Source organism: Fortiea sp. LEGE XX443 (genome assembly GCF_015206815.1).
Classification (GTDB): Bacteria; Cyanobacteriota; Cyanobacteriia; order Cyanobacteriales; family Nostocaceae; genus Nostoc_B.
In genome coordinates this window covers 14,026-31,939 of record NZ_JADEXZ010000069.1, presented here as the reverse complement: position 1 = coordinate 31,939, position 17,914 = coordinate 14,026, and the positions used below count along the sequence as shown (strand labels likewise).

The following is a 17,914-nucleotide window of genomic DNA, read 5'->3' as shown; positions in this document are numbered from 1 at the left end:
CCTTTTAATTGCTGTGCAGTTTCCTTCAACAAATGCTTTAGTGAATCTGTTAATTCCATTGACACCTATGCACATCCAAAATCGAATCATCATTGAATTTACTACAAAAAGGGAAGGGAAAGGTTGCCGTTAGCAACCTTTCCCTTCCCCCCACCAGAATGATTATCATTTTCATAAGTTGTATACTTTATTCTCTGGAAGTCCCTTATCTCACCCCTCAACAGCTTGAAATTATGTACAGCCTCATCAAACCGAATGTGAGGTTGGAGGCGATCGCTCGACTACTTCATAGAAGCGGGGCGAGAATCGGAGAAGTATTAGGACTTTCTCTATCAGAGGTAAATCAGGAACAACGAAAGTTTCAGCTGTCGGTTCGCTCATTTTGAGATGATGAAGGGAATTAATGTGATGAAGAGCAAGGAATAGAGGAATAGTAGTAAAGGAATCTCACGGTTTTGCAGCAATGCTCGGTAGTCTAGAGGACATATTCACAAGATAGGTGTGCCGATGACTGGTGAGCAAATGGAAATTACCTCAGAGCGAATAGATGATATTCCCGTAATAGTGGAGTGGCTAAAACAGATGAAGATTGGGAAACTGATTGACCAAAAACTAAAGAAGCCACATGGAAATTATCAAGGATTAAGCTATGGACAACTGAGTGTATTACTACTGACGTACATCATCACTCAGGCAGATCATCGTTTGTGTGCAGTAGAAGGGTGGGTGAAGGCGCATCAACAGATTTTGGAGTTGAGTACAGGATGGTCAATAGTAGAAAAAGATGCCAGTGATGACAGATTGGCACGAGTGGTAGAAGAATTGGGCAAACAGCCACAAGCAATAGAGAAGATAGAGGTGAAATTAGGACAGTATCTAATTCGTGCCTATGAATTGCCAACAGTTGTAGCACGAGCAGATACCAGTAGTTTTAGTGTGAATCACCAGCAGCAGGAATCAGAACAGGAGAGCGTGTTACGCTATGGGCATTCCAAAGACAAGCGTCCCGACCTGTTGCAGTACCGACAGTTGCTGGCAACCCTCGACCCAGCAGGTATACCGCTAGTGAGTGCGACACTCCCTGGCAACGGAGCCGATGACCCATTGTATTGGCCGACTTGGCAGCAGATGGTAAAAGTGATTGGACATAAGCAGTTTGTGTTTTTAGCCGATTGTAAGGCAGCAGCCATTGCCACCCGTGGACAGATTGCTTCAACTGGAGGCATCTATTGTTTTCCCGTACCGATGAGTGGACAACATCCTCTGTTGTTGAAACAATAGGTACTCGACCCACCTTCGACCAGTGTGGAGATTCGTTTACCGAGACAGGAGCAAGAAGAACCTGCTGTAGGAAAGGGCTTTGAGATAGAATTAGGTAAGTTTTGGCTCAACCCAGAAACCAATAAATGGGTGCGTTGGCATGAACGGTATCTGATTGTGTACTCAAGGAGTTTGGCAACTGCTCAAATTCGAGGTTTACAACAGCGTCTTAACCAGGCTCAAACTGCCCTAGACAAACTAGCTGGTAAACCCGGAAATGACAAAGAACAACTCAATCGTCAAGTCGAAGCTATTCTCAAGCGTTACCGTGTAGGCGAGTTCTTTGCCGTCAGTACTACTGTTGTACTCACTAATCAAACGCGCCATCTCAGGCGGGGGCGACCGAGTGCAAACTCTCCTACTGAGCAGGTAAATAGAGAGTATCTCCAACTGCACTGCCAACAACAAACTGCTGCTATTGAGACTGCTCAACAATTGGCCGGATGGCGACTGTATGTTACCAATGCCCCTGCTGACTTACTAACACTACCGCAAGCCGTAATTTACTATCGAAATGAATGGCTTTTGGAGCGTAGTTTTCATCGTTTGAAGCGTGGTCAGTTGCCTGCTTTACCTATCTACTTTCAAAATCAAGACCGTATTACAGGTTTAATGTTCTTATTGACTTTGGCGTTACGAGTATTTACTCTCATCGAGTTTATCGTGCGGCAGACTCTACAACGTACTCAACAATCTCTGGCTGGACTTTATGAAGGTAATCCTAAACGAGCGACAGAGCGTCCCTCTACTGAGCAACTGCTTAAGGTTTTTTCTGGCATTACCCTTTATTGCTTACCCAACCATACTATTCTCATCTCACCTTTATCTGATCTCCAACGACAGATTCTTTCACTGATGAAATTGCCATACTCTCTCTATCAGCCACATCTCATACCGTGCAAGACTTAATTTCTTCTCACTCATCAAAAATGAGCGAACCGACAGCTCGTAGGTGATCAGAAAAAAATTTCACAGTAATCGATTCCTTTTACGCTGCATTGCTGGTTTCATCCTTGACCTCGGTTTTGATGACAAAAGCTCTTAATTCGACAATCTTGCCGCCATGAAAGCGCCAGATGTCGCAGTACGAGTAATCAGCCGCCTTCCCGTCTTCGTCCTTCATGGTGATGTCGCCGAGTGCCGTGACGAAATCACCCTCAGCGATTAAGTTAGCGACCCTAAACTTTGGCGGCTCTATGTATGTCATTGCCATCCATTGGCGAACGGCTTCTTTTCCTTTAAGGGTCTTGTCACCTACAAATGTCCATTCCATGTCGTCGGCGCAGAACGACAAGAATCCTTCATTGTTGCCTTCAGCGATCGCCGCGTTTGCCGCTTCTAAAATTGCTTTATTGTTCTCTGACATCTGAATCTCTCCTCTGTTCAAAGCAACAAAGTGGTATGAGTTGTTATGCTGTTGCCCCTCACTGGTTTACTTCTAGGGACTGGTAAACGGCTTACATTGAATCGCCTTCACATTTCGCAGATAGTCCAACTGTGGCTCGAAGTCAGTCGGACAGAAGACATAAACATTGTCCTGAGATCGGCTAATGACTAAACGGTAGCTGGGTGGAATCCCTTCAGAACTTTCGATCACTTCGATTCTGGGAATCACTTGTGAACTGACTTGAGCCAGGGATGGAAAATTGAACAGTAGGAGTACGCCGAACAGAATTGTGATTGCGATTGTGGTTGTGATTTTGGTTGAAAGAATCTTTCGGTTCATTAGAAATCTTCTGTGGCTTATGGTTGTGTAATGTTCTGTTGTTTCCAGGGAAGCGGGGATCGATAGGGGTTTTCGTGCATATCCAGGACTTCCCAGGTGGTTGGATTGACTCGCCCTGTAACTGGGATTCTGTATCGTCGCTGGAGATCGCGTACCGCAGACGTTGTGACCGCACCAAAGCTGCCATCGACGATCGCCCCTCTTGGATTGCCTAACCTCACACCTGCGGCTCCTAAAAAGCCATTGTCTTGAAGGATGCGCTGTAACAATTGCACGTTTTTGCCGCGATCGCCTTGGCGCAAGGTAGGTAAGGTTAAATCAGTGTAGGCAGTGGCCATCAGAATGGGGGAGGTTTGTTGTGGAGAAATGCTGTGTGCGATCGCGGGATGAGTGAATGAACCTCCGAGCAATCCTGTTGCGATCGTTAGTACTCCGAAAATGAGTTGAGGTTTCATGATTGTCCTCCTGATGGGGATTGGTTTTATTTCGCATCAATTTGCGTCGGAGTGATTACTCCACTCGCTTTGAGACCTGCAACGAGGTTAGTCACTTGACGTTGGGCCTCTTCACTCAGCGAGTCAAAATCGTCTAAGAAGAATTGACGTTCTAGCGTCAACTTCCGGGCATTGAGTAGCCCTTCAATCTGCCAACCTTCGTCGCGTTTCGTTACGACGTATAGCGGCAGCGAATCTCGTGACGGTGAAGTTTCAGTTTGTCCGGGAAGTATTACCCTGATATCTACGAGCATGAGCGCGAGTTGCGAGTTCACGAAGCGGACAAAATTCACCTCACCCTCCAGGCGTGTTCCTTTGACAACTGTGTCGAACGCTTGCTGATGAAATGCAGCGATCGCTTTTCGACCCTTGAGATGTGTGCCCTCAAACGCGATGAAATCGTCAGTTTTGCTGAACGGGGCAGCAAAGCCTTCCCCGCTACCTCGATTCCAAGCATCAATCATCTGGTGATGGAAAGCACGGATTGCGGACTCGTCAGCAGGACTGGTGAGTTGATTTTGAGTTGTTTGTGAATTCATAAGCGCCTCGTTTTGGGATTTCTTATCTAATTGTTTTGGCAGTTTAGGAACACAACAGCACAAAGATGCACTGCTGCATTCGATCGCTATGAACTTACTGGAGCAGCAAGCGTTGCCGGCTAATTCCGTTTGTTTGATCTGAAGTATAGACAGTACCAATGCTTGATTGCTTTCAGATTCCTACGATGATTGGTCAAATTCTGATCGGTTAGCGCCCTTGTTTCGGAGATAAGCGATTGTCTGTTGTTCATCTCAACCATCAGCTAGTCACGTCCTGCCGCAATCATCTTTTCTGCCAAGCCGACCGGGTTGGAAAACATCACCTCATGACTACCGGACATTTGCACGAACCGAAATAGTCCCAAGCGGCTAGACATTCTGGGATGCCAACCCCAATCCCCTTGAGGAAGGACGTTGTCTTCGGTACAGTAGAGGTAGCTTTTGGGAATGGGCAGCGAGCAAAACTGCTTCAGGTCTAACTTGTCAAGCCACGGTTGATACGCTTGGGGCGATAATTGTGCGTAACTCGATCGAGCCAGTTCGAGGTCAGCGTCGTTGATAAACACTTCTCGCCAAATCTCAAAAGGTAGCATCACCGTATGATCGCCCGATTGTCTCGCTAGCTGATCGGATAACGCTTGAGAGTGCGGTGGGGTGTTATCGTTGAGGCTTTCACCATCATTGAGGACAAAGGCATTGAAGAAGATGAGTCGTCGAATGCGATTGCTGATTGCTTCAGCAACTTTGGCAATAATTGTCCCACCGAAACTATGTCCGACTAGAACGATATCGTTTAAGTCTTTACTCACAATGTAATCGACGATCGATTGCGTGCATTGAGCATGGTTGACGTTTTTGTTCACGCCTTTGCCATGCCCAGCGATCGTGGGCGCAAAAGCATGATGTCCCTTTGCTTCTAGTTGATCAATGACTGCCTGCCAAGCAGAACCATCATGCCAGGAGCCATGAACTAAGACAAAAGTTGACATAGAATCCCTCCTTGTAGATGTGATCTGAAAATCAAGCTCGTCTGTTCTCTCTTGTTCTCTCTTGAAATGGGTCAGTTCGCTGTGTATCCGCCATCGATCACTAAGGATTGTCCAGTGATGTAGCTGGCAGCATCAGAGCAAAGGAAAACAACAACTTGAGCGACTTCTTCTGCCTGAGCAATGCGACCCATCGGCACCATAGCTGTAACAGCATCAGCCGTCACGCCCAATTTTTCAAAGACACGATTAAGACCCTCAGTCGCAATGTTTCCAGGATTCACCGCGTTAATCCGGATGCCCTGCTTAGCATAATCCAGTGCTGCCGATCGCGTTAGTCTCATAACGGCATGTTTACTCGCGCTGTAAGGAGAGCCTCCTGGCAGTCCAAACAAACCTGCAAGTGAGGAGTTGTTAACAATTACGCCCGATTCTTGAGACAACATCTGCTGAATTTCGTATCCGATCTCCATGAGTTTGTCAAACTCCTCGATCGATTGTTCATGCAGGGGTTTCAAGAGTCCTTCATTGCCTACATTGTTGAAAGCACAATCGAGTCGTTCGTAGCTTACAACGGTCTTTTGCACTAATGCTTTGATCTCTTCCTCATTCAAGGCATCTGAATGGACATATAAACATTCAGCACCTGTTTCACGAATCAGTTTGGCGGTTTTTTCTCCTTCTGCGTCGCGTCTGCCTGAGAACACGACTTTTGCGCCAGCAGCACCAAAGGCGATAACTTCGTTAAGCTTTCCTTCTCTGCGAGAGGCTGCGCCAACGGAACGCTGCGCGTAGCTTGCTTCCCCGTAGGGGTACGCTAACGCAGTGGCTTGCCCAATTCCTGCTGTTCCTCCAGTGACTAAGGACACCTTATCCTGAAGTATCATTTTGTTTCTCCTTCTGTCAGTGCCATTAGATTCAAGTACTAATTAGAGAAGATGCTTGTAGCCGGATGCGTTTATGCCTCGTCTATAGCGCGGTTGCAGCACAATCGATGAACTTGGCAACAGCATCTGCATGGGCAACCATCACAACATGGGACGCGCCATTCACTACACAGTACTCATGATGGCTCCTAGAGAGTTTCAATGAACATTGACTGAAAACGATGGCTGGGTTTCTTAAGATCGTGATCAATCATCCCTAGCAGTGAGATTTGCATGAATCAGACTGGTGCATAAATCGTTTCGTCTTCTTTGTGCCAAGCTGGATCAACTAGACAAACGAAAACAATGGGTTCGTCGCCGTAGTTATGAAGGAACTGGATTGCATTTGGAGGAATGTAAACCGCATCCCCTGGTTCAATGCGACGAACTTCACTGTCGATCGACATTTCGCCAACACCGCTAATGATGTAATAAATCTCAGAAGTATTTAGAGAATGGGGAATCGAAGTTTTGCCAACAGGCAAGATCGCATACGCCAAACTGTAACGCAAGTTGATGTCTTGTTTGTCAGGATGAAGCAGTTCGCGCAGAACAGTTCCATCTCCAGCGATAATTTCTTCACATTGTTCGCGCCACAGACTGGACATAACCAATCTTCCAGCAGATCCTCAAAAGCTGTTCCCGAAGCAATTCCAGACTGTGGTTAAGCGGGTTAAATACTGTTAGAGGTCAGCAACATCATGACATCTGCATGAGCTAACACGACATCGGGGTGGCGTTGAAGCGCCGTGTTATACTTCATGGCAAACTCATCGCCCGATTCGTCGGGGCTGAGCAGTGTCCGAATGTCACTGTTGATCGCTTCAATTGCCTCTGGTGTAACAGATTCATCGGCATGAAGCAACTCATCGATTTGGATAATCAATGCTGAGAGTCGATGCAACCAGGCAAACTGCTCATGACTAATCACCAGTTGTAGCAATTCACCTTTAGAAACTTGCCCTCGAACTTGCTCATAGGTAAAACGCTCAGTATCTAGTAAAAGCTTGTGCAGACGCAGTAGTTTGATTCGTAACTCACTCAAGCGGTGATGTTGACTAATCCGTTGTTGAAATGTGTTAAGCATAAATCCGTCCCATCCTTCCTTCTTGGTAGTCGTTGATCGCTTGGATAATTTCAGCTTCAGTGTTCATTACAAACGGACCGTAGCGCACGACTGGTTCGTTAAGGGGTACACCTCCAATCAGCAGAAGATATAGAGGACGCTGAGCATCAGCAGGGTTGGAGATCACTACATCCTCTCCATCTTGAGAAAAGAGCACCATCTGCCCATCATCACCAGGCGCTGGCTCTGTCCCAAACAACCCAGACCCCTCCAGTACATAGACAAAGGCGTTGTACTCTTTTGGTACAGGCTGGATCATCGTTGCCCCTGGTTGCAGTGTGAAGTGGAGGTAAATTATCGGCGTGCGCGTCTGAATTACGGCTTTTGCCCCTAACGCTTCTCCCGCAATCACTCGCACCGTCACAGACCGATCTTCGGTTTGAGCTACCGGAATGTGAGCCACTGGAATTTCTTGATAGCGGGGCGGCATCATTTTGTCTCGTTGTGGCAGATTGACCCACAGTTGAATGCCGTGGAGCCGTCCACCAGTTTGGGTAAACATTGACTCCGGCATCTCGGAATGCACGACCCCGGCACCTGCTGTCATCCACTGGACATCACCCGGATTTAGTAGCCCGGCGTGTCCCGCAGAATCTTTGTGTTCTAACCGTCCATCCAAGACATAGCTGACGATTTCAAAGCCCCGGTGCGGATGATCGGGTGCACCTTTTGCCTGACCCGGCTTTAGATTAATCGGACCCAACTCGTCGAGGAGGAGAAACGGGTCAAATTCAGAGAAGCTACTTTTGGGAAAGGGCCGACGGACAAGAAATCCGTCCCCTTCCAGTGTTTCAACGCTGTTGATTACTCCGGCAACGGTTCGAGACGTTTGAGTGGGGACAGTCATAGAATTGCCTCTTCAGAACTAGACGAATATGTGTATCATTTGAGCCTGACTCACCGGGGTGAATCACAGAGTTTTTTCACAAGCCAGAAATGCAGCAGATCACTGATTATTCCCTAGAGCGACAAAACTAACTTGAGAAGTGAAACGAAAGGCTTAATTGCGTTTGCGCGAAAGAAAATCAAAAACGATTTTTTTAGGTTTCCAAAATATCTCTAGCAAGTTTTACCACACTAGGTCAAGCTTGGTCATGAGAGCGTTGAGATCGGCGGCAAAGGTATCATAATCATAGCCAGATGAGGGTTGACTGGAGTTGCCAAATCCTCGGAGATCGTAGGTAATCACTCGATACCCCGCATTTAACAGAACCAAAACCTGCTTCTCCCAGGAATGACCGTTGAGGGGAAAGCCGTGAATGAGAATAACAGGTTGACCTGTTCCAATATCTTCGTAATAGAGATCGATGGTTGCAGAGTTTTCTTGACCAACGGTAATGTAAGGCATGAGAGGTTTCTCCTTTGTAAATTGATGATGTGTTTTTGTCTGTTGCATCACAATTGTTATGCAGCGATCGATCACCGTCTTAACAATGCTGCGTTAAGCAGACTTCAAGATGGGGCAAGCATCCACTGCGTATCATCGCTTCAGAACAACAAAAATCCTTCATTGTTGCCTGAGCGCGATCGCCGCGGTTGCCTCTTCTAAGATGGCTTTAATTCTGCTTCGGTAGGCAGCGCGGTACTCAGATTCTTGTGCAATCACCTTCAAGACGCAACGTGAAACCGAGCGTTCTGCCGAGGAACGCGCAGATCAACGTTGCCACCTCCTCTGCATGAGTCTCCAGCGCAAAATGTCCGGCATCAAGCAGGTGAATCTTTGCATCCGGGAGATCGCGCTGATAAGCGGCAGCACCAGCGGGCAGAAACGCCGGATCATGACGACCCCAGACGGCGAGAAGCGGCGGACGGTGCTTGCGAAAGTAGGACTGGAAGGCTGGATAGAGCGCGACATTACTGCGGTAGTCGAGGATCAGATCGAGCTGGATCTCCTCCGCGTCTGGCCGCCCCATGTAGGCGATGTCGAGTTCGTAGCCGTCGGGCGACAGAAGGGTTAGATCGGCTCCAGTACCATACTGCCAGTTCCGGATTGTGTCCGGCGCGAGTGAGGGTCGGCAAGCTTCCCGGTTTGCTGCGCTCGGTTCGCGCCAATAGGTCTCCCACGATCCCCATTCATCACTAAAACCCTCAAGGTAGGCGTTGCCGTTCTGCGAGACAATCGCAGATATCCGTTCAGGATGGCGCATCGCCAGACGCAGACCTACTGGCGCACCGTAGTCGAAGATGTAGAGTACGTATTGATCGAGCGACAAAGCATCGACGAAGCCCTCGATTACGTCGGCAAGGCGGTCGAACCTGTAGTCGAATGCCCCGCGTGGCGGTGCCTTAGTCTGTCCGAAACCAGGCAAATCCGGCGCGACGAGCCGAAAGCGATCAGCAAGCAGAGGGATCAGGTCGCGGAACATGTGACTGGCGGTCGGAAAGCCATGTAACAGCAGTATTACCGGCGCGTCGCTTGCCCCCGCTTCGCGGTAGAACACTTCGACATCACCAACCTGTCGAAACCCGTAGCGTATTTTCATCGTACAATTCTCTCTGTTTTTGATTTTCTTCCGACTGAGCTTCGATGCTCAGATTTGGAATTTTGAACACCTTTCGCATACCCTACGATCGCCGCTCCTAAACCGCGAGAACCACCTGTTACCAGTGCAACTTTGCCTGCAAGTGTTGTCATCTCGCACTGCCGAGCGACTACTGCGCTACCAACCCACCACCACAAAGACTGCATCATTAGATCGCTCTGTAGACTTGATGTGTAATTAACACGCATGACTTTCCCTACTCTCTTGGTCTATGAAACTAGACCAGCCACGATGCTTGTTCTGATGAAGATTGAATTACCTTGATTTAGACGAAATCTTCCATAATCAGAGAGTGATTTAAGCCGCCAGCAGCAACGCTACCCTGAAAAACAGCAGCGGCGATCACTTGCATGGGTGAAGTGATGTCACCTGCCGCATAAACGCCTTTGACGCTAGTTTCGTTAAAAACATTGGTCGTCTTTATTAAATTGAATTCATTCAACTCACAGCCTAACTTTTCAGCTAGGTTTGAACGGAGTGTTTGCTTTGGTCGGATCAGTATTCCGCGACGCGCAATTTTCTCGTTTGTCTCAAAAACAATGTTTTCTAATTGTCCGTTATCGCCTTCGAGTCGGATGATTTTCTCTTCGCGAACAAGGATTTTGTGGTTTTCCAACAGTGTCCTTTGATCAGCGGTTAGATCGGCTTTGCCGTTGGTGCAGAGGACTAAATCAGCACTCCAATTTTTCAGCAATGCCGCCATTTCAATGCCCGTTTCGCCATTTCCAACAATGGCAAGCGGCTCGTCGCGCACTTCCCAAGCATGGCAATAGGGACAATGAAACACGCTTTTGCCCCAGAAATCACCAAAGTTTTCGAGAGCTGGAAATTCATCCATTACCCCGAAAGCCAGCAAAATTTTGCGCGTTTTTTTTATCGTGCCATCCTCAAACACAACTTCAAATTGATTGCCGGATGGGTTGATTTCCTTGACCTCGATCGCTTGAAATTCAACGCTTTTATAAGGTTTGAGTTGGTCGCGCCCGATGCTCAAAAGTTCATGCGGACTGATGCCATCGCGGGTGAAAAAGCTGTGCGCCTCGTGTGCGGGAGCGTTACGCGGATTCCCTTTGTCGCAGACTAACACACGACGGCGACTTCTGCCTAAAAGCAGTGCCGCACTGAGTCCAGCGGAACCGCCACCGACAATGACGCACTCGTAAATCTCTTTGTTTTGGTTCATCGTCTTTTTCTGTTCTCCAACTTTGGACAGAATCATCAACTCCTAAGTTCTCTTTGTCTTAGTTCACTTGAGTGTAGTCAGTTTCAACACTCAACTTCTTGCAGATTCCTATGGAGTTTCCGATAGAATTAGCGATCCTATTTCAGTGTTACTTTAGTGAGTTGCTTGAAGTGCTGTATCAAACATTTCGCACTGCCTTTTGACTACTGCGCTACAAACCCACCATCTACCATCAACGTTTCACCTGTTACGAACGATGCCATCTCAGATGATAAAAACAGGACTGCATTTGCAACTTCAAGCGGTGTGCCAACTCGTCCGATCGGGTGAAGTCCTGTCAAGTAAGCTTTGGCTTCATCTGTAACTGCTTCAAACATATCTGTTTGGATTGCCCCTGGTGCAACGACATTGATGCGAATACCCGCTTTGGCATATTGGAGCGCAGCAGCTTTTGTTAAGCCTACTACCCCCGCATTTCTCACAAACAGTAGGGGCGGGTTGAGCGAAATATTCGTGAACGATTTGAGCATATCTGTGAACCCGCCCCTACGGACTCTGGACTGAGGTTGCAATAATTGGTGAGAAATCCGGGTACCGCATGTTTACTCGCGGCGTAGAGAAGTCTGTTAGGAAGTGCAACGACTCCAACCACAGATGCCATATTGACGATTGCACCACTTCCCTGTTTTAACATCTGAGCAATTTCATGTTTCATCGACAACCAAACACCTTTGACATTGACGTTCATAGTGCGGTCATATTCAGCTTCTGTTTGCTCAATCAATGAGGGATTTTCGCCGCCCATTTCTGCATTATTAAAGGCAATATCCAACCGACCAAAAACGTCAACCGTTTTATCAACCATTGCTTTAACATCGGCTTCTTTCGTGACATCTGCTTGCACAAAAATCGCCTCTCCGCCAGCTTCCTGAATCAATCGAACCGTTTCTTCACCTTCATCAATTCGACGACCCACCACCACCTTTGCCTGTTGTTGGGCATAAGCGATCGCGGTTGCACGACCAATTCCTGAAGTTCCGCCAGTGACTAACGCCACTTTATCTTGCAGTATCATTCTGTTTCTCCTGTTTTAATTAAATTGGCCTTCAGCAACGAACTGACGAGATCACCGATGAATATTCCGATCGCTCTGGAAAACGGGTTCGGATGCCTTGTCGCGTTTGAACACCTTGTAGGCGATCGCCAGAAACACGGGTACTACAACCAGCATTGATAGAGTCGTGTAGGTCGCGTGGAACTTGCTGACTGTGAACAGAGTCGGTGCGTTCACGGCGTTTCCGGCTACGCCCATCAAGAGATTGCCGCCGATGTTGTTCGCGAAGTGTACGCCGATGGCGAGTTCGGTGGTTCCGTCAATCAACGAAACCACGGTCCACACCAGCCCCGGAACGAGGAAGTAGTTGAAGAAGACCGTGAGCCAGCCGCCCGCGATCGCCTCCGGGTTGAGCAGGTGCGGCAGGGTGAAGATCACGGCTGGCACGAGTGCCAGAAAGACGCGGTTAGACCAAACAATACTCGCGCCCTGCACAATGTATCCGCGAAAGAAAAGCTCCTCTGTGGTGGTCTGGATCGCATTGAAAATCAGTGCCAGCGGCACGAAGAGCGCGAACGTTGTGAGGTCAAAGTTAAAAGAGAAGGTGTCGGGATAGAAGAAGTACTGTCCCAGCCCAGCGATCAGCCAGAATGGCACGAACCACGCCACAAACCCATGACCGACACGCCGCCAGCTAATCTTTTCCCGCGCTGTGACCAGCGTCCGGGGATGACGCTGGTGAATGAGGGTGACGGCAATCAGGATTCCCGCGAGGAAGAACGGAAAACTCACCATGACCGCAACGAAGCCCCCCACGGGACCGAGTGCGGCGTAATCCAGCCGACTGACCGCCGCAAGCCCTTCCTGACCTCCGAGCAAGAACGCGACGCGCGGGACGGCGATGCCGCTGACCACCAGCCCCACAAAGAGAATGACTACTAATCCTAGAAGATATCGCCACCACCGATACTTACCCCACCCGGCAGCCTCCACGTAAGTCGCGTCTTTCGCTTCCATTCCGCTTCCCTGATGTCCTTTGATTGCTTTAAACTTCATCCTAGTGTGGTAAAACTTGCTAGAGATATTTTGGAAACCTAGAAAAATCGTTTTTGATTTTCTTTCGCGCAAACGCAATTAAGCCTTTCGTTTCACCTCTCAAGTTAGTTTTGCCGCTCTAGGAATTATCAGGGAGCGGAATAAATTCAGTTTCACCGGGAACCGCCGGGAAGCGGCGGTCTTGCCAATCTCGTTTTGCCTGCTCGATACGCGCTGAGCGGCTCGACACAAAGTTCCAGTACTTTGTGCGATCGCCCACTGGTGCCCCGCCGATAATCATTGCTTTTGCCTCAGCCCCCGCACTGATATTTACTGATTCATCCGGCGCTAAAACGGCTAGACGATATGGCTCTAAAGGCTTTCCATTTACAAATAGCCCGGATGTGACGCTATAAACTGCCCTTTCTAAACCTTCTATTGGCGCTAGCTGAAATTGACTACCCTCCGTGAAAACGAGCGCTAGGTAAAGAGTAGCAGAGTAGGTTTTAACTGGTGATTGGTGAGACTGGTAGTTACCGGCGATCAAGGTTGCGCTGGTGCCTGTTTGAATCCACCTCGGCAAATCAGTCGCCGGATAATGTGAAAAGCTGGGTTCAACTTCTTCAGCGATTGCGGGGAGGGCAATCCAAGTCTGAATGCCGTGAAGAGTAGATTCTTTCTCTCTAAAGCTCTCGGGCGATCGCTCAGAATGAACAATACCTTTGCCCGCTGTCATCCAGTTCACCTCGCCCGGAAAAATCTCTTGTACTGTACCTAGACTATCTCTATGCAGAAGGCTTCCTTCAAACAAATAGGTAACCGTCGCTAAATTGATGTGTGGATGGGGTCTAACATCGACGCCTTTCCCAGCCGGGAAAATAGCTGGGCCTAAGTGATCAAAGAAGATGAAAGGTCCAACCATTTTTAGGGTTTCACTCGGTAAGATGCGCTGTACGCTAAACCCACCTAAATTGTGCTTTTCAGGCGTGATTAATTGCTGAATACTCATTTTCGTACGATCCATTCTTAGTTGACGCTGTGGACGAAGATACCATCTTAATTCTGTTGCTGCTTCAGATTCTTGCCTAACTTAACTTCAATGTAATGAGTTCCAAGGCTCGATTTCTTTCAGATTCTTAGGGCAAATTTTCAGATTCTTATGGTGCTAACGAATCTGCTTGGGGGTCTTTCCCGTGAATCGCTTGATGTGCTGCGTCAAATGGCTTTGACTGGAGAATCCTACTTGTAGGGCAATGTCTGCGGTAAGCGAAGCTATCCCGAAGGGTTATCGCCAAATCTGTTTTCGATAGCATCAACCTTGCCTGTTCCACGCGCTGTTGAATCACGTACTGACAGGGAGAAATTTCCATTGTTTGCTTAAACAAACTCGCAAAGTAAGTCGGGCTAATATTGATCACTTCTGCAAGCTCAGTCAGTGACAAATCTCGATCAAGGTGAGTACGAATATAGCTGAGTACTTGCTGCAATCGGGTGTGCGTTAAGCCTTTGTGCTTGGCTTCAAGGGTTGGCGTTGTAATTGTTAGCATGGTTCAAAGATTGGCAATTTGCTCAACAAAACAGGCAAAAGCTAGCCATCGCGCATTCGATCACTGCAATATTTTGCACTGCCGATCGACTACTGCGCTACATACCCACCATCTACCATCAACGTTTCACCTGTTATGAACGATGCCAGGTCAGATGATAAAAACAGAACTGCATTTGCAACTTCAAGCGGTGTTCCAATTCGTCCGATCGGGTGGAGTCCTGTTATGTAAGCTTTGACCTCATCCTGCCCACCTGTAGCTGCTTCAAACATATCTGTTTCGATTGCTGCTGGTGCAACGACATTGATGCGAATACCCGCTTTGGCATATTGGAGCGCGGCGGCTTTTGTTAAGCCTATTACTGCATGTTTACTCGCGGTGTAGAGGGATTGGGTAGGAACTGCAACGACTCCAGCCCCAGATGATGTATTGACGATCGCACCACTTCCCTGTTTCAACATCTGAGCGATTTCATATTTCATCGACAACCAAACGCCTTTGACATTGACGTTCATAGTGCGGTCATATTCAGCTTCTGTTTGCTCAATCAGTGAGGGATTTTCGCCGACAGTTCCTGCATTATTAAAGGCAATATCTAACCGACCAAAAAGGCTAACCGCTTTATCAACCATTGCTTTAACATCAGCTTCTTTCGTGACATCTGCTTGCACAAAAATAGCTTCTCCGCCAGCTTCCTTAATCAATCGAACAGTTTCTTCACCTTCATCCATTCGACGACCCACCACCACCACCTTTGCTTGTTGTTGGGCATAAGCGATCGCGGTAGCTCTACCAATGCCCGATGTCCCTCCCGTCACTAAAGCAACCTTGTCTTTAAGCATCATGATAGTTACCTCTTGTTGTAAATGGTTATGTTACTTGCGTCAAAAACTCAATGGGCAGCAATACGTGTAGGAGCCAGCAACAAGAAGCGCCTCGATCTATAACCAGGATGAGTAACGATTCTGGTTGTAGGAGCCGGGTTTGAGCATTGCTCTAATTCACACGATGAATTCGATGCCGTACTTGGGTGCTACTGCCAAAATTCGCTCGATCACTTCGGGAGTAGCTGGGCGGGATGGCGGGTTTGGGTATTGATGTTTGCTGGCTCCTACACTTAGTCGCGCTCGATTAGTGTGTTTGAAGGTAAGTTGGGATCGATCGCCTTACGCGCACTGTCAACGCCCACGACGGGAAGTGTACCCGGATCGAGCAAGCCGACTTGAACCAATACACTTGCCTGATCCCAGTAAATGTGTTCGTGGGCTAGTTTGCCGTCACGGAACCGAATAATCGCAACTACTGGCACTTCAACCCGTTTCCCGGTTGGAGCAACGCCAGGTAGCATCCAGTCCATCTGGATCGTATGAGTGAACGTAGCCACCATTTCATCGACGAGTTGATCCGTTCCGATCGTGCGCGAAATCGCAACTAGCTCGAGGTCTGGTGGGATCTGTGGAATGAGGTATTTGGAATAAAACTCGCGCAGTGCTGGTTTCCCGACTCCCCCGGTAATGACTGGGATGTGGTTAACGTAAGCATCTTCAACCATCGTAGCGAGGGCATCTTCAGTACTGTGAGTGCCAAACTCGTACTGTAAATGCTCTTCCCAAAGTGCTTGCAAAGACTTCTGGGCTAGTGTCAAATTGGTAGTTGCTTGTAAATTTGCTTGTCCGTCTACAGTTTGCTCTTTGACCATGATTAAATACTCCTGGTTCTATCTATCTAAAGTGTTTTATTTGCAATGACGATCGGCTTTGTTGCATGAAAGAAAAAAAAGACACACCAATCTGGCGTTAGAGCAGAAGTTAGTTTTCCACTTTGTAACTGTCTGGCTTGCCCAACTGAATCATGCGATTCAGGGCGGCACACTGTAGAAATAACTCGACAGCCTGATTATCAAAAAAACGTCGTCTCAACTTACCGCCAAAAATGGTTTTGAGCCGAAAGATAGCAGTTTCGGATAAAGAACGGCGATGATAACCAGACTCTTGTTTCTATTGTTTACGTCCAACTTGGTTCACTCTTCGCAGGTTTTCATCTCTGTTATGCGGTTGTGTTTGGCTGTTTGTGAGTTGTTGAATTTTCGCGTTGCTGCGCGGTGGAATTACAGCTTTCGCGCCACTTTGTGAAATGGTGTCGTAACAGTCGAATGTGTCATAGCCACCATCACCAGAAACCTGCTCTATCGGCTGCTCGATCTGCTCCAATATGTCTGTTAGCACCTCACAATCTGCGACATCATTAGTAGTGACTACTGCACCCAAAATTTCGCCACTCTCCTCATCACAGCCAAGATGCAACTTGCGCCATGTGTGTCTCTTACACACCCCATGTGTGCGGACTTTCCATTCGCCTTCACCATACACTTTCACACCAGTTGAATCCACTACTACATGGACAGCCTCATCTTTTGGCACTACAGGTAGTTTCACCGACAACTTGCTTAAACGACGAGATAACGTTGAATGGTCTGGTACTTCTAGCTCAATTCCCATGAGCGTGAACAGCGATTCTAAAAACCCCACTGAAAAGCCGCCCAGGTAAATGAAATAACGATTGAATCGTTCCCATCGTGGCGATTGCCACATCGCTGTAATAATTCGATGCTCCCTTTTTCCCGGTTTTTTGCTGATTGCGCCACTGCTCGATGGTCTCTTCATTCACCCAGAAAGTTATACTGCCTCGTTGCTTGAGGGAAGCATCATAAGCGTTCCAATTTTTAACTTTGTACTGGGCTTTCGTCTTCATATGCAGGGCGCTTGCGGCGAGTGAACATCGGCGATAGGTAAAATTTACCATTTTGCCTATTCACGCAACAACGCCCAATCGAACCGTTTCTTCACCTTCGTCAATTCGACGACCCACCACTACCACTTTTGCTTGTTGTTGGGCATAAGCGATCGCCGTTGCACGACCAATTCCTGAAGTTCCGCCAGTGACAAGCGCAACTTTACCTGAGAGTTGTTGTGACATAGTGTTTTACTGGGTATGTGACTACTAATGTGATCATCAAATCGGCAATTTACTTACCAATAAGCCCGCGAATCGCTTCGCCTTGATGACAAATGCCGAGCCGGTCGAGTGCAGTGTCGGGTTATCCCGCCGCCTGCTCCGCCTGATGAATTCAGCCTGGAATACGGGCGATGACCTTGATCTCGAAGTCGAACCCCCCGAGCCAGTTGACGCCGATCGCCGTCCAATTCGGGTAAGGCGCTTCCGGGAAGACCTCGCTTTTAACGGTCATGACCGTGCCGAACTGATTCTCGGGATCGGTATGAAAGGTCGTCACGTCGACGATATCGTCAAGCCCGCATCCACCCGCTTGCAGGGTCGCCTTGAGATTGGAGAATGCCAGGCGGACCTGAGCCTCAAAGTCCGGCTCGGGCGAGCCATCGCTAAACCGAGAGTGAACGTCTTGTACGCAAATATGGC

General features: G+C 48.1%; 21 protein-coding genes and 4 pseudogenes. 2 read left to right on the top strand and 23 right to left on the bottom strand.

What is annotated here, in order from left to right; all coding sequences use genetic code 11:
• Positions 1 to 507 precede the first annotated feature (507 nt).
• Both IQ259_RS27305 and IQ259_RS27300 read left to right on the top strand, forming a co-directional pair.
• Complete coding sequence (locus IQ259_RS27305; RefSeq protein ID WP_228014684.1) at positions 508 to 1,281, top strand: DUF4277 domain-containing protein; 774 nt, start codon at positions 508 to 510, stop codon at positions 1,279 to 1,281.
• Between the two features lie 24 nt (positions 1,282 to 1,305).
• Entirely contained in the window at positions 1,306 to 2,229 is a 924-nt protein-coding gene (locus IQ259_RS27300) for a transposase (protein WP_339383959.1), read from the top strand.
• A gap of 79 nt (positions 2,230 to 2,308) precedes the next feature.
• Here IQ259_RS27300 and IQ259_RS21295 read toward each other — a convergent pair whose 3' ends face one another.
• The 23 genes and pseudogenes from IQ259_RS21295 to IQ259_RS27820 form a co-directional block, all read right to left on the bottom strand.
• On the bottom strand, positions 2,309 to 2,686 hold the full coding sequence (locus IQ259_RS21295; protein ID WP_163927106.1) for a nuclear transport factor 2 family protein: 378 nt from the start codon (positions 2,684 to 2,686) through the stop codon (positions 2,309 to 2,311).
• A 72-nt stretch (positions 2,687 to 2,758) separates the two neighbouring features.
• Positions 2,759 to 3,046 carry a hypothetical protein gene (locus IQ259_RS21290; RefSeq protein ID WP_163927108.1) on the bottom strand — a complete coding sequence of 96 codons (288 nt, stop codon included), beginning with the start codon at positions 3,044 to 3,046 and terminating at the stop codon, positions 2,759 to 2,761.
• 17 nt (positions 3,047 to 3,063) lie between these two features.
• A complete protein-coding gene (locus IQ259_RS21285; protein ID WP_193887978.1) occupies positions 3,064 to 3,501 on the bottom strand; it encodes a peptidoglycan-binding protein in 438 nt (145 codons plus the stop codon).
• Positions 3,502 to 3,527: 26 nt separating this feature from the next.
• Complete coding sequence (locus tag IQ259_RS21280) at positions 3,528 to 4,079, bottom strand: SgcJ/EcaC family oxidoreductase (RefSeq protein WP_193887977.1); 552 nt, start codon at positions 4,077 to 4,079, stop codon at positions 3,528 to 3,530.
• 263 nt (positions 4,080 to 4,342) lie between these two features.
• Positions 4,343 to 5,068 carry an alpha/beta fold hydrolase gene (locus tag IQ259_RS21275; RefSeq protein WP_193887976.1) on the bottom strand — a complete coding sequence of 242 codons (726 nt, stop codon included), beginning with the start codon at positions 5,066 to 5,068 and terminating at the stop codon, positions 4,343 to 4,345.
• Positions 5,069 to 5,139: 71 nt separating this feature from the next.
• Positions 5,140 to 5,952 carry an SDR family oxidoreductase gene (locus IQ259_RS21270; RefSeq protein WP_193887975.1) on the bottom strand — a complete coding sequence of 271 codons (813 nt, stop codon included), beginning with the start codon at positions 5,950 to 5,952 and terminating at the stop codon, positions 5,140 to 5,142.
• Between the two features lie 278 nt (positions 5,953 to 6,230).
• Positions 6,231 to 6,599 (bottom strand): cupin domain-containing protein, encoded by a 369-nt coding sequence (locus IQ259_RS21265; protein ID WP_193887974.1) that lies wholly within the window; start codon positions 6,597 to 6,599, stop codon positions 6,231 to 6,233.
• Between the two features lie 65 nt (positions 6,600 to 6,664).
• On the bottom strand, positions 6,665 to 7,078 hold the full coding sequence (locus IQ259_RS21255) for a hypothetical protein (protein WP_193887973.1): 414 nt from the start codon (positions 7,076 to 7,078) through the stop codon (positions 6,665 to 6,667).
• Positions 7,071 to 7,964, bottom strand: a complete 894-nt coding sequence (locus tag IQ259_RS21250) for a pirin family protein (RefSeq protein WP_193887972.1) — start codon at positions 7,962 to 7,964, stop codon at positions 7,071 to 7,073. Before IQ259_RS21250 ends, IQ259_RS21255 begins: the two co-directional genes overlap by 8 nt.
• Positions 7,965 to 8,186: 222 nt before the next feature.
• Positions 8,187 to 8,465, bottom strand: a complete 279-nt coding sequence (locus IQ259_RS21245) for an alpha/beta fold hydrolase (RefSeq protein ID WP_305038594.1) — start codon at positions 8,463 to 8,465, stop codon at positions 8,187 to 8,189.
• 238 nt (positions 8,466 to 8,703) lie between these two features.
• Positions 8,704 to 9,600: an alpha/beta fold hydrolase gene (locus IQ259_RS21240; RefSeq protein ID WP_193887971.1), complete on the bottom strand. Its 897-nt coding sequence runs from the start codon at positions 9,598 to 9,600 to the stop codon at positions 8,704 to 8,706.
• Positions 9,597 to 9,848 (bottom strand): hypothetical protein, encoded by a 252-nt coding sequence (locus IQ259_RS21235; protein WP_193887983.1) that lies wholly within the window; start codon positions 9,846 to 9,848, stop codon positions 9,597 to 9,599. Before IQ259_RS21235 ends, IQ259_RS21240 begins: the two co-directional genes overlap by 4 nt.
• A 77-nt stretch (positions 9,849 to 9,925) precedes the next feature.
• Entirely contained in the window at positions 9,926 to 10,879 is a 954-nt protein-coding gene (locus IQ259_RS21230) for an NAD(P)/FAD-dependent oxidoreductase (protein ID WP_228014683.1), read from the bottom strand.
• A gap of 167 nt (positions 10,880 to 11,046) precedes the next feature.
• Positions 11,047 to 11,918: pseudogene (locus IQ259_RS21220) on the bottom strand (SDR family oxidoreductase).
• Between the two features lie 51 nt (positions 11,919 to 11,969).
• Positions 11,970 to 12,914: a CPBP family intramembrane glutamic endopeptidase gene (locus tag IQ259_RS21215; protein WP_228014681.1), complete on the bottom strand. Its 945-nt coding sequence runs from the start codon at positions 12,912 to 12,914 to the stop codon at positions 11,970 to 11,972.
• 157 nt (positions 12,915 to 13,071) lie between these two features.
• Positions 13,072 to 13,941, bottom strand: a complete 870-nt coding sequence (locus tag IQ259_RS21210) for a pirin family protein (RefSeq protein WP_193887970.1) — start codon at positions 13,939 to 13,941, stop codon at positions 13,072 to 13,074.
• 156 nt (positions 13,942 to 14,097) lie between these two features.
• Positions 14,098 to 14,151, bottom strand: a complete 54-nt coding sequence (locus IQ259_RS27625) for a hypothetical protein (RefSeq protein WP_255525488.1) — start codon at positions 14,149 to 14,151, stop codon at positions 14,098 to 14,100.
• A 226-nt stretch (positions 14,152 to 14,377) separates the two neighbouring features.
• Positions 14,378 to 14,479, bottom strand: a pseudogene (locus tag IQ259_RS27620) (AraC family transcriptional regulator); the annotation flags it as partial.
• 89 nt (positions 14,480 to 14,568) lie between these two features.
• Positions 14,569 to 15,324 carry an SDR family oxidoreductase gene (locus IQ259_RS21200; RefSeq protein WP_193887969.1) on the bottom strand — a complete coding sequence of 252 codons (756 nt, stop codon included), beginning with the start codon at positions 15,322 to 15,324 and terminating at the stop codon, positions 14,569 to 14,571.
• 272 nt (positions 15,325 to 15,596) lie between these two features.
• A complete protein-coding gene (locus IQ259_RS21195; protein ID WP_193887968.1) occupies positions 15,597 to 16,178 on the bottom strand; it encodes an ester cyclase in 582 nt (193 codons plus the stop codon).
• A 109-nt stretch (positions 16,179 to 16,287) separates the two neighbouring features.
• Positions 16,288 to 17,230, bottom strand: a pseudogene (locus IQ259_RS21190) (IS5 family transposase).
• A gap of 75 nt (positions 17,231 to 17,305) precedes the next feature.
• Positions 17,306 to 17,455 (bottom strand): annotated as a pseudogene (locus IQ259_RS21185) (SDR family NAD(P)-dependent oxidoreductase); the annotation flags it as partial.
• A gap of 151 nt (positions 17,456 to 17,606) precedes the next feature.
• Entirely contained in the window at positions 17,607 to 17,810 is a 204-nt protein-coding gene (locus IQ259_RS27820) for a Rid family hydrolase (protein WP_370568066.1), read from the bottom strand.
• Between the last annotated feature and the right edge of the window lie 104 nt (positions 17,811 to 17,914).

Coding starts and splice junctions, on each gene's coding strand:
- IQ259_RS27305 (WP_228014684.1), top strand. CDS start 508: ATGACTGGTGAGCAAATGGAAATTACCTCAGAGCGAATAGATGATATT.
- IQ259_RS21295 (WP_163927106.1), bottom strand. CDS start 2,686: ATGTCAGAGAACAATAAAGCAATTTTAGAAGCGGCAAACGCGGCGATC.
- IQ259_RS21290 (WP_163927108.1), bottom strand. CDS start 3,046: ATGAACCGAAAGATTCTTTCAACCAAAATCACAACCACAATCGCAATC.
- IQ259_RS21285 (WP_193887978.1), bottom strand. CDS start 3,501: ATGAAACCTCAACTCATTTTCGGAGTACTAACGATCGCAACAGGATTG.
- IQ259_RS21280 (WP_193887977.1), bottom strand. CDS start 4,079: ATGAATTCACAAACAACTCAAAATCAACTCACCAGTCCTGCTGACGAG.
- IQ259_RS21275 (WP_193887976.1), bottom strand. CDS start 5,068: ATGTCAACTTTTGTCTTAGTTCATGGCTCCTGGCATGATGGTTCTGCT.
- IQ259_RS21270 (WP_193887975.1), bottom strand. CDS start 5,952: ATGATACTTCAGGATAAGGTGTCCTTAGTCACTGGAGGAACAGCAGGA.
- IQ259_RS21265 (WP_193887974.1), bottom strand. CDS start 6,599: ATGTCCAGTCTGTGGCGCGAACAATGTGAAGAAATTATCGCTGGAGAT.
- IQ259_RS21255 (WP_193887973.1), bottom strand. CDS start 7,078: ATGCTTAACACATTTCAACAACGGATTAGTCAACATCACCGCTTGAGT.
- IQ259_RS21250 (WP_193887972.1), bottom strand. CDS start 7,964: ATGACTGTCCCCACTCAAACGTCTCGAACCGTTGCCGGAGTAATCAAC.
- IQ259_RS21245 (WP_305038594.1), bottom strand. CDS start 8,465: ATGCCTTACATTACCGTTGGTCAAGAAAACTCTGCAACCATCGATCTC.
- IQ259_RS21240 (WP_193887971.1), bottom strand. CDS start 9,600: ATGAAAATACGCTACGGGTTTCGACAGGTTGGTGATGTCGAAGTGTTC.
- IQ259_RS21235 (WP_193887983.1), bottom strand. CDS start 9,848: ATGCGTGTTAATTACACATCAAGTCTACAGAGCGATCTAATGATGCAG.
- IQ259_RS21230 (WP_228014683.1), bottom strand. CDS start 10,879: ATGATTCTGTCCAAAGTTGGAGAACAGAAAAAGACGATGAACCAAAAC.
- IQ259_RS21215 (WP_228014681.1), bottom strand. CDS start 12,914: ATGGAAGCGAAAGACGCGACTTACGTGGAGGCTGCCGGGTGGGGTAAG.
- IQ259_RS21210 (WP_193887970.1), bottom strand. CDS start 13,941: ATGAGTATTCAGCAATTAATCACGCCTGAAAAGCACAATTTAGGTGGG.
- IQ259_RS21200 (WP_193887969.1), bottom strand. CDS start 15,324: ATGATGCTTAAAGACAAGGTTGCTTTAGTGACGGGAGGGACATCGGGC.
- IQ259_RS21195 (WP_193887968.1), bottom strand. CDS start 16,178: ATGGTCAAAGAGCAAACTGTAGACGGACAAGCAAATTTACAAGCAACT.